The sequence below is a fragment of the Bacteriovorax sp. DB6_IX genome (assembly GCF_000447775.1).
Classification (GTDB): domain Bacteria; phylum Bdellovibrionota; class Bacteriovoracia; order Bacteriovoracales; family Bacteriovoracaceae; genus Halobacteriovorax_A.
This window is the reverse complement of record NZ_AUNJ01000463.1, coordinates 1-8,428: the sequence shown is the minus strand read 5'-3', so window position 1 is coordinate 8,428 and position 8,428 is coordinate 1. Positions and strand designations below refer to the sequence as shown.

Genomic DNA, 8,428 nt, shown 5'->3' with positions numbered 1-8,428 from the left:
TGATGAAGAGATCTTTGAAGAAAATATTTTAGAGCTTCAGTTCGTTAATGGAGAGTTTGATATGATCTTTGGTGATCTTGGTGATTTAACTCAAAAGAAGAAAGAGTTTGCCAATTTTCTTAAAGAACATGGAAAGGAAATTGACGATTCCAAACTTCGACTAGGTTTTAATACAATTGCTAAGCTTAAGACTCCCTTTACTAAGAAATCCAAACTGCAGGCTGAACTCGGAAATAAGAATGGTATTCGCACATTCACTCTTTTAAAAGATGGCGCGGTATTTAAGCAAAAGGCTTTTTCTGAGCTCTTTAATTGTGAGACGAATCACTGGGTTAGTTAAATATTCTAAAAGACACTTTGGTAGTTGGGGCTATCTTTTAGCTCTTGAGGATAGTCAAAATAGCCTAAATCTATAACTTTCTTTTGCTCTTTTACGAGTTCAAGGACATACCTATCTTCTAGTCTATGAGGTCCTAGCACAATGGTATCTACGAGTTCTATGATTTCTGAATACATGCTTAAACTTTGAATATTAGAAATGTGCTCTCTCGTATTTAATGGGTCATAGAAGTAGAGTCTTTCGACCTTGTCCATCGCCTGTTTTGATTTCATTAATTTGACGACTAAGCTGTCACGAAGATCATTGGTCTCAGGCTTAAAGCTAATGCCAATAAAGCAAAGGGACTCCATTTTATTTTGATAAATAAGTCTTTCAATTCTCTTTATCTGATTCATATTACTTATTTCAATACTTCTTAAAAGCGTTAACTGCGACGGGCCCTTTTCTAGTGTTGTTAGAGCACTCAGGTCTTTAGATAGACACGAGCCTCCATAGGCCGGGCCCGGTGTTAAGTAATGCGAAGAGATATTTAAGTTATGATCACTTTTGAACAGGTCAAAAAGCTCATAGGCATCAACTCGATATTCTTGGGCAATAGATGAAATCTCATTAGTAAAGGCTATTTTCATAGCATGGTAAGCATTTGAGCTGTACTTGAGAAGCTCTGCTGTTTCAAAATCCGTGATACGAATTTTCTTATTCATTGAGCTTAAGATTGTTGGAATTTGAACCTGCTGGTGCTTATTGGCCACTCCCACGACTAGATCCTGCTCTCTTATATCACTAAAGGCACTTCCTTCTCTTAGAAATTCAGGAACAAAGTAGACCTTATTATGGTTCTTAAAAAGATCTCTGGTACTTCCCGGAGGTAAGGTTGTTTTAACCATAATCTCTAAATGTGGAAATTTCTCTAGTTGGTCTGCAACTTCTTTTATTGCCTTAAGACAGACTGAGCCATCTTGAAAAGGAGAACCAACACAGATTAGAGCTGTGTCAACTTTGTGGTAGTCAATATCTGTGCTATGGGCCGCAAAGAATTGAGTGGCATTATATTGTAAGAAGAGCTCCTCTAGTTGAGGCTCAAAGAGATAACATTTTCCGTCACGAATAAGATTAATCTTATTTTGGTCCTTATCAACACCTATAACTTTATGCCCTTTTGAAGCATAGTACATAGCAAAGCTTAGGCCTACATGACCTAGTCCAATGACGGCGATTGTTTTCAATCTCAGCTCCTTAGCAATTGCTCTCAATAATTGCTACTTCGTGATATTTTCTTTAGAATTTTATTATAACAAATTATATTTGGAATGCGAATTGCGCTTTGTGTTAGCACGGGAGAGTCATGTTTGGTGTCTATAAATTAGGAAGAAGAAGCTTTGATGATTTAAATATCAAAGAAGACGGCCTCTTAGCACCAAAAGATCTGAGCTTAAACTTTCGTTATTATGAGTGTGATAGGAGCATTACTTGGAGTGCTAAGTCATTTTCAGATGGAACTCAAGTCATTCTTGATGGAAAAGTGACTAAGCTATTTTCTGAGGATAGTTTTGATCGTGAGAATCAGCTGGATTCAATCTATAAGCTCTATATAAAGTTAGGTGATGAATTCTATAAGTATTGCGACGGGTTATTCTTCATTGCTATCTATGATGAAAATACTCAGAAGTTAAAACTCTTTAATAGTCGCTATAATACCCATCGAGTTTACTACTATCAAAATGATGATTTCTTTGTTTTTGCAAAAGAGATTAAAAGTATTTTAAAGTATTTCTACCATGGGCCACTTGCTCACTTCGGTAGTGTAAAGAGTTTTATTTCAAATGGCTTTACCATACCTGATCAGACACAGATAAGAGGTATTAAGAAGCTCTTACCAACTTATATGCTCTTTATTGAAAAAGACGGCTCAAGTATCTCTCATCATTGGCATGAGGAATTTGATTTTAAAGAAAGAAGCTTTCAAAATCTTGATGAGCATTTAGATCAGTATGAAAAAATCTATCGACAGGGATTAAAAGAGCACTTTGAAACTTATCAAAGTGAAGAAGTCGGCACCTTATTAAGTGGTGGTCACGACACATCATTTGTCCATATTCAGGCCTCACAGGTTCACCATAGACCGATTCATACCTTTACTGCGGCCTTTCCCAATTGGGCATGGGATGAGTCTAAGAAGGCGGAGAATATTTCCAAGAAATTTGGTGGAGTTCATCATAATATCCCGATAGAGGCCGGGGACCTTGATAGTATTATTGATATAATTCGTACAAACCAAGAACCAGTGGTTTCTGTAACATTGCCAATACATAAGATTGCCAAGATATCTGCTGAGTATACAGATACAATGCTTGGAGGTGATGGAGGCGATACGCTATGGGGAGAGTATTATCCTGTGGCCGAATACCATCGTTATATGAAGTATCTTCCTCGTTTTTTAAGGGAGTTTTCTTATCATGGAGCAAAGGGGCTTAGGAAGCTAACTGACTGGGAAAGGTTCTGGGAGTTGGAGCATGTGGCCTCATTATTTCGTCAAGACAACTTCTATGAAGACTTCTTAAGACGCTTATGTACTTATCGTCACTTTGACGATGGTGTCCAGCAAAAGCTCTTTAATAAGGAGCTCTTTTCTGATGTCCCAGTTCAGAGAAGCTCTCTTGAGTTAGAATTTAATAAGAATAACTTTGAGCAAAGACTCATTGAGGCCAAACTCTTCAATGGTTTCTATACCTATATGTCTTTCTTTACTTATAACTCGATGGAAAAATTTGGTCAGAATCTCTATTTTCCAACTATTAATAAAGAACTTATGACTTTTATTACTTCTCTTCCAAAGAATTGGGTAAATGGTGGAAGTACATTTCATCGTTTAACAAATAATAAGAAGATTAATCGTAAGTTTCATAAAAAGGCCCTGCAGCGCTATTTGGGAAAGGATGAAATTTATAATAGAAGCTTTGATATGCCCTGGTATCTCATTTTGAGACCAAGGCATGAGGTTTTAAGACGACTTAAGAAGAGATTATGTGATCGCGGTTGGTATAATACGGATTATATAGAAGAATTATTTTCTGAGTTTCAAGTGCAAAGAGTTAAAGAACACGAACTCTTAGAACTTAAGCATCATGGTTATCGAATTTATACTCTCTTAGCATTAGAAATTTGGTGTATGGAGTTTTTAGACGGTGGCATTCATCGTGAGTTATCTAAGGATATCTCATTAGAGGAGTATCTACGATGAAAAAGTCGCTCCTATGTTTTGTTCTTCCTGTAAGGAATGAGGAAGAGTCTCTTGCTTTCATTATCACTCGTCTAAAAGAGATTTCTTGTGAGTTGATGTGTGAGTCAAAAATTATCTGCGTCGATGATTCTACCGATCGCTCAAAGGACGTGGCAGCAAAGAACGGTGCCATTGTTTTAGATGGCGAAAATCAAGGCCTGGGTCGTGCTATGAAAATCGGCCTCGAATATGCCAAGGTCCTGAATGCCGATTATACGATATCACTTGATACTGATGGGCAAGTGGATCTCAATGAGATAAAAATCTTCTATGAAGCAGTTAAAAATCAAGGTTATGATCTTGTCTTGGCCTCTCGATTCAAAAAAGGTCATCTCGTCGATTACCCATATCCAAAGGGAAATTTCTTTGGAGTTAAATTATTAAGCACCTATCTCTGTCTTGCTACGAAATTGGAGATATCTGATTCTCATGGTGGAATTAGGGCCATGTCATATAAGGCCCTTTGTGCTGTTAATATTCAGGGGAGACATACATATGTTCAAGAAAGTATTGTCTCAATTTCTGATAGTGGGGCAAGTCTTGTTGAGTTGCCAAGCCACTGGATGAAAAGAGGCCATGGCAGTTCACGAGTTGTCTCTAGTAAAATCAAGTATGCACTAAGAACATCTCCTTACTTATTTCTTAAGGCCCCTCTTGCTTTCTTGTTAACCCCGCTGGTTTTTATTTATCGAGAATTAAATGGGTATTGGAGAGAGCGTGTCGATATCTAGTTTTGATCAGTCCTATTATGACATTTGTCTAAAGAGATTACTGTCTTCTTTAGACAGAAGGAAATTTAGTAAGAGTTATGGGTGCTTTGATAAGGACTTTTGGCATTTTAAAACAAAGAGTTTTCCAAGTGCCGCGAGACAGCAGGGGATTCATGCACTTGCTCTGGCCTTAAAATTCGATGAACAGAAGAATAATTCTCAACAAAGTCAGTATCTCCTTGAGTGTCTTGAAGCGGGAATTTCTTATCTTCAAAGTATCCAGAAATCTGATGGCTCTTTTGATGAGTGGTATATTAACGAAAGAGGGTGGGCCGGACCATGTGCCTATCTCTTACACTCGCTTTGTCGTACTTATCATTTAGTAGGGAACGCTCTTTCGCCCCAGGCTTCCAATAGTATTAAGTTCATTGTTGATAAGATTATAACTCACTTATCAAAGAGTGATGAACCTGAAGTTATTGCCAATCATATTGCGATTGTTGCCGCTTCAGTCTTTGAGGCCTCAAGATTATTTCATAATCCGATATATGAGCAACTCTATCTTAAAATGAAAGCTTATTTCTTTAAGTATGTAGATGATGAAGGATGGGCGCTTGAGTATGATGGGGTAGATCTGGCCTATATGAGTGCTTCAATTAGCTTTCTTTCATTCATCCATGAGTTGAATCAGGATAGCGAGATTGAAGAATTCTCTAAGAAGAGCTTGGGGCTCTTTCAATACTTTATTGATCAAGATGGATTGATTTTTGGAACTATTGGCAGTCGTAATACTCAGACTCATTTCTATCGAGGAATTGAGTATTGGTCGCAGTATGATCCTATTGCTTCACTCATCAGTGAAAAATATCGAGGAGTCAACGATATTGGCCCTTTGGAGCAAGATGATCATTACTTTATTTATAGAGTTTGTGATCTTTGGGAAGCAGAACTATTGGGGAATTCTATTAAAAAAGTGGCCCCATCTCAATTGCCAATTGAGGGAGATGAATTTAGTCTCTTTCTTAGAAATGCTGATATCTTCATTATAAATAGCAAAGAACACTATTTTATTTGTCACCTCAAGAAAGGGGGAGCAAGCATTGTCTATAGTAAAAATGATCGCAAGCTGCGAAGTGATAGTGGTTTAATTCTCAAGTTAAAGAATCGTTTTCTTGTTAGCGAAATTTATAATGATTCCTTTAAAACTCTTTATAACGAAGAAGAAGGATATATTTATATTGAAGGTTATCTAAGTGAGTTTCAACAAAAGTATTTTAATATATTAACTCAAGTGGCCTTTAATCTCTTTATGCTTATTTTTGCCCGCCAAAGATATTTGGCCATGAGGATCAAGTCAATTATTAAGAAAGTTCTAATCGTGAAATCTCAATGCTCAAGGACAAAGTTTAGTAAGAAGATAGATCTTAATAATTTTCGTATTGAATTAAAATTACATAATATTCCATTAGATTCAGAGTCTCTCTTATATAGGGGGATCACTCAACTTCGTTATGTCCCTCAATCTCGCTACTTTACAGGGAGTGATTGTACAAATGACTTAATCACTGTCGATTTGAAAAAGCGTAATGATAATCATTTAGAATTGGAGTATCAAATTTAAGATGTGTGGATTCTTTGGTGTTATTAATATTTCGGGAAAGGTTGTAGATAAAAATCGGGCAATAGAGTCTTTATCTCTCTTATATCATCGTGGCCCTGATGAGCAGCATTACTATAGCGATTTGGATATCTTTCTTGGTCATACGCGCTTAAGTATAGTGGGAGACGATGAGTTTTCTTCACAACCTATGATTGATGATCGTGATAATATCTTATGTTACAATGGCGAGATTTATAATTACCTGGAAGTCAAAGAGAAGTTGATAGAGAAGGGAGTGGAGTTTAAGGGCTCAAGTGATAGTGAGGTCTTCTTGAAGGCCTATGGCCTTTGGGGGAGTGATTTTACTGAGCATCTGGATGGTTGCTATAGTGCTCTAATTTACAATAAATCGAATCATGAAGTCTTTATCATTAGAGATCACTTTGGAATTAAGCCTCTCTATTATTTCATAGATGATTATCAATTCATCGTTCTCCTCAGAAATAAAGCCTATTCTTCATTATGAGAATTCTTGTCAAGGAATTAACTCGCGTGCCATTCATTCTATATTAAAGTATCGCTATAATATCTATGACGAATCACCATTTCGTGGCGTCAAATCACTGGCCCCTGGAAGCCACTTAAAGTTTCAGACAGATTTACACCCAAGGAATTTACAGGTCTCACCAAATAAGGAACTTATTGTAGAACCACGTACATTCTCAGAGTCATTCATGGAGTCTGTTGCTCTGAGGATTCCCACATTAGATTTTAATATTCTCTTATCTGGTGGTATTGATTCTTCGGCCATTTACCTCGCTGTAAAAAAGTTAAAGTATAGAAGTTCTCAGTATTGTTTATCGTTTTACTCATAAAGATATAGATGAATCACAAGCGGCCCAAAGACTTTGTGAAAAATATGGTGATAAGATTCGAACTGTAGAGCATGAAGAGGTTGGGCTAGAAGATTATCGAAGAGCTCTCTTTCATTTGGAAGTAGCCTACTATGTGATTCGATAATTGTGCCTACTATGAGACTGGCCCAGTCGGTTCAAGGTAAAGTTGTCCTCTCTGGAGAAGGCGCTGATGAGATTCTAAACGGCTATATTCATCATCAGACGCTTTTAAAACAATACTTTTTTATTAAATACTTTGGTATTGTTGCAAAAATCCTCATTTATATTGGCGCTCTGCTATGTCCTGATTTTATTTTTCATATGCTTTTTAAGTATAAGGCCAAGTTGAGTCAGCAGGATTTGGCGAAGCTCAGAAAACATCTAAGAAGTGTCTTTGATTATGAGACTCATCTGGAGTCTCTTATAAGTGTTTTTTCTAATGATGAAGTCTCGCGTTTATTGCAAAGAAATATCTCTAAGAGTGATAAATTATTAAGTTACTTTAAAGAGAATCTCCCTTTAGCTCCAGAAAACTCTCTAACTAAAACAGATCTTCGTTTTTGGAATAATAAGTACACACTCCTTCGTTTGGATCGACTTTTTATGGCGAACTCCGTTGAAGCTCGTGTCCCATTCTTATCACAAGTTGTTCTAACATCACTTAAAAAATCAGAATATCTCTTTAAAAGAGAGGGCCTTTTCCTCTAAGAATATTTTGAGAAAAGTAATTAAAGAAGGTTTTCATGAGGAGCAACTTGCCAAACGCCAAAAGCAGGCCTTCTTCTTTCCAATTGAAAGGGAGTTTAATTTAAAAAAGGCCTTGGATAAATTAGAGAATAAACTCTTTGAAATAGATGCGGGTGAACTTGAGAAGATGATCAGCGAGAATGAGCAGTCTTTCTTAGGACAAAAGAAGAACTTTATTCTGATCTCACTTCTTCTTTGGCATGAAGTTTTCTTTGCAAACGATCTTTTAGAGCTTTATTGGACTTATTATGATCCTAAGCTTTTCACGGCCACTGAGTCTGTGACTCAAGTTTGATAAAGAGGTTTCTTCTGTTTTTAAAGAACTCTTGATCAAAGAGCATTCCCTCAATTGATGTCGCCTGTGAAGGAAGGAGTTCCAAGTAGAGTGAGAGGTCTTGTTGGTATTGATTTTTCCTTTGGTTTTTTAAGTCATAGACTAAAAGATCTTCCAATATTTGGCACTTCATAATCTTTGTGACATCCTCACTTTTTAATAGCTTTCTTAAGTCTTGAATAAACTCTTCAAGTGAGTTTATTGAGGTCAGGATGATTTCTCCATTACCTTTACCTGTGCTCCATGTCTTCTTCTGATTTTTAAGCCATGTCATTAAAAAAGGTGAACTCCAACTCTTGTGAGTCATTAAGAGTACTGAGTCTTTTGGTGAGATTTTATAGTAGGGTGTGATACTTGTTTTTGCACTTAGTCCCGATAAGTCACCCTTGATAATCTGTGAAATTTCTTTTGAATTGATATATTGTTTATGACTTTCTTTATCATAAATTCTTCTTGCAATAAAATCACGAGGACGCCAACTACCAAGACCATGATAGTTAAAGTTGATAATCTTACTTTCT

At 36.6% G+C, this 8,428-nt stretch carries 10 protein-coding genes; 8 read left to right on the top strand and 2 right to left on the bottom strand.

The window, feature by feature from the left end:
* On the top strand, positions 1-340 hold a 340-nt coding region (locus M901_RS14455; RefSeq protein WP_021278945.1), incomplete at its 5' end, for a hypothetical protein.
* Between the two features lie 5 nt (positions 341-345).
* On the opposite strand, the gene M901_RS14450 is transcribed toward M901_RS14455, so the two are convergent.
* Positions 346-1,566 carry a nucleotide sugar dehydrogenase gene (locus M901_RS14450; protein ID WP_034722460.1) on the bottom strand — a complete coding sequence of 407 codons (1,221 nt, stop codon included), beginning with the start codon at positions 1,564-1,566 and terminating at the stop codon, positions 346-348.
* A 119-nt stretch (positions 1,567-1,685) separates the two neighbouring features.
* Here M901_RS14450 and M901_RS14445 point away from each other — a divergent pair, with 119 nt between their 5' ends.
* From M901_RS14445 to M901_RS14415, 7 genes are all read left to right on the top strand, one after another.
* Positions 1,686-3,581 carry an asparagine synthase-related protein gene (locus M901_RS14445; RefSeq protein WP_021278946.1) on the top strand — a complete coding sequence of 632 codons (1,896 nt, stop codon included), beginning with the start codon at positions 1,686-1,688 and terminating at the stop codon, positions 3,579-3,581.
* Positions 3,578-4,351 carry a glycosyltransferase family 2 protein gene (locus M901_RS16815; protein ID WP_021278942.1) on the top strand — a complete coding sequence of 258 codons (774 nt, stop codon included), beginning with the start codon at positions 3,578-3,580 and terminating at the stop codon, positions 4,349-4,351. Before M901_RS14445 ends, M901_RS16815 begins: the two co-directional genes overlap by 4 nt.
* Positions 4,338-5,951: a hypothetical protein gene (locus M901_RS14435; RefSeq protein ID WP_021278948.1), complete on the top strand. Its 1,614-nt coding sequence runs from the start codon at positions 4,338-4,340 to the stop codon at positions 5,949-5,951. The genes M901_RS16815 and M901_RS14435 overlap by 14 nt, the downstream gene beginning before the upstream one ends.
* A gap of 1 nt (position 5,952) precedes the next feature.
* Positions 5,953-6,456: a hypothetical protein gene (locus M901_RS14430; protein ID WP_034722457.1), complete on the top strand. Its 504-nt coding sequence runs from the start codon at positions 5,953-5,955 to the stop codon at positions 6,454-6,456.
* On the top strand, positions 6,404-6,805 hold the full coding sequence (locus tag M901_RS14425; protein WP_034722456.1) for a hypothetical protein: 402 nt from the start codon (positions 6,404-6,406) through the stop codon (positions 6,803-6,805). Before M901_RS14430 ends, M901_RS14425 begins: the two co-directional genes overlap by 53 nt.
* 141 nt (positions 6,806-6,946) lie before the next feature.
* Positions 6,947-7,534, top strand: a complete 588-nt coding sequence (locus M901_RS14420) for an asparagine synthase-related protein (protein ID WP_255345260.1) — start codon at positions 6,947-6,949, stop codon at positions 7,532-7,534.
* Positions 7,535-7,541: 7 nt separating this feature from the next.
* A complete protein-coding gene (locus tag M901_RS14415) occupies positions 7,542-7,868 on the top strand; it encodes a hypothetical protein (protein WP_021278943.1) in 327 nt (108 codons plus the stop codon).
* Here the strand turns inward: M901_RS14415 and M901_RS14410 are convergent.
* Positions 7,837-8,428, bottom strand: a 592-nt coding sequence (locus tag M901_RS14410) for a hypothetical protein (RefSeq protein WP_021278950.1), incomplete at its 5' end; no start/stop codon positions are given. The genes M901_RS14415 and M901_RS14410 overlap by 32 nt on opposite strands.

Bases quoted from the DNA above. Each gene is read 5' to 3' on its own strand.
- M901_RS14445 (WP_021278946.1), top strand. From the start codon at position 1,686: ATGTTTGGTGTCTATAAATTAGGAAGAAGAAGCTTTGATGATTTAAAT.
- M901_RS16815 (WP_021278942.1), top strand. From the start codon at position 3,578: ATGAAAAAGTCGCTCCTATGTTTTGTTCTTCCTGTAAGGAATGAGGAA.
- M901_RS14430 (WP_034722457.1), top strand. From the start codon at position 5,953: ATGTGTGGATTCTTTGGTGTTATTAATATTTCGGGAAAGGTTGTAGAT.
- M901_RS14425 (WP_034722456.1), top strand. From the start codon at position 6,404: ATGATTATCAATTCATCGTTCTCCTCAGAAATAAAGCCTATTCTTCAT.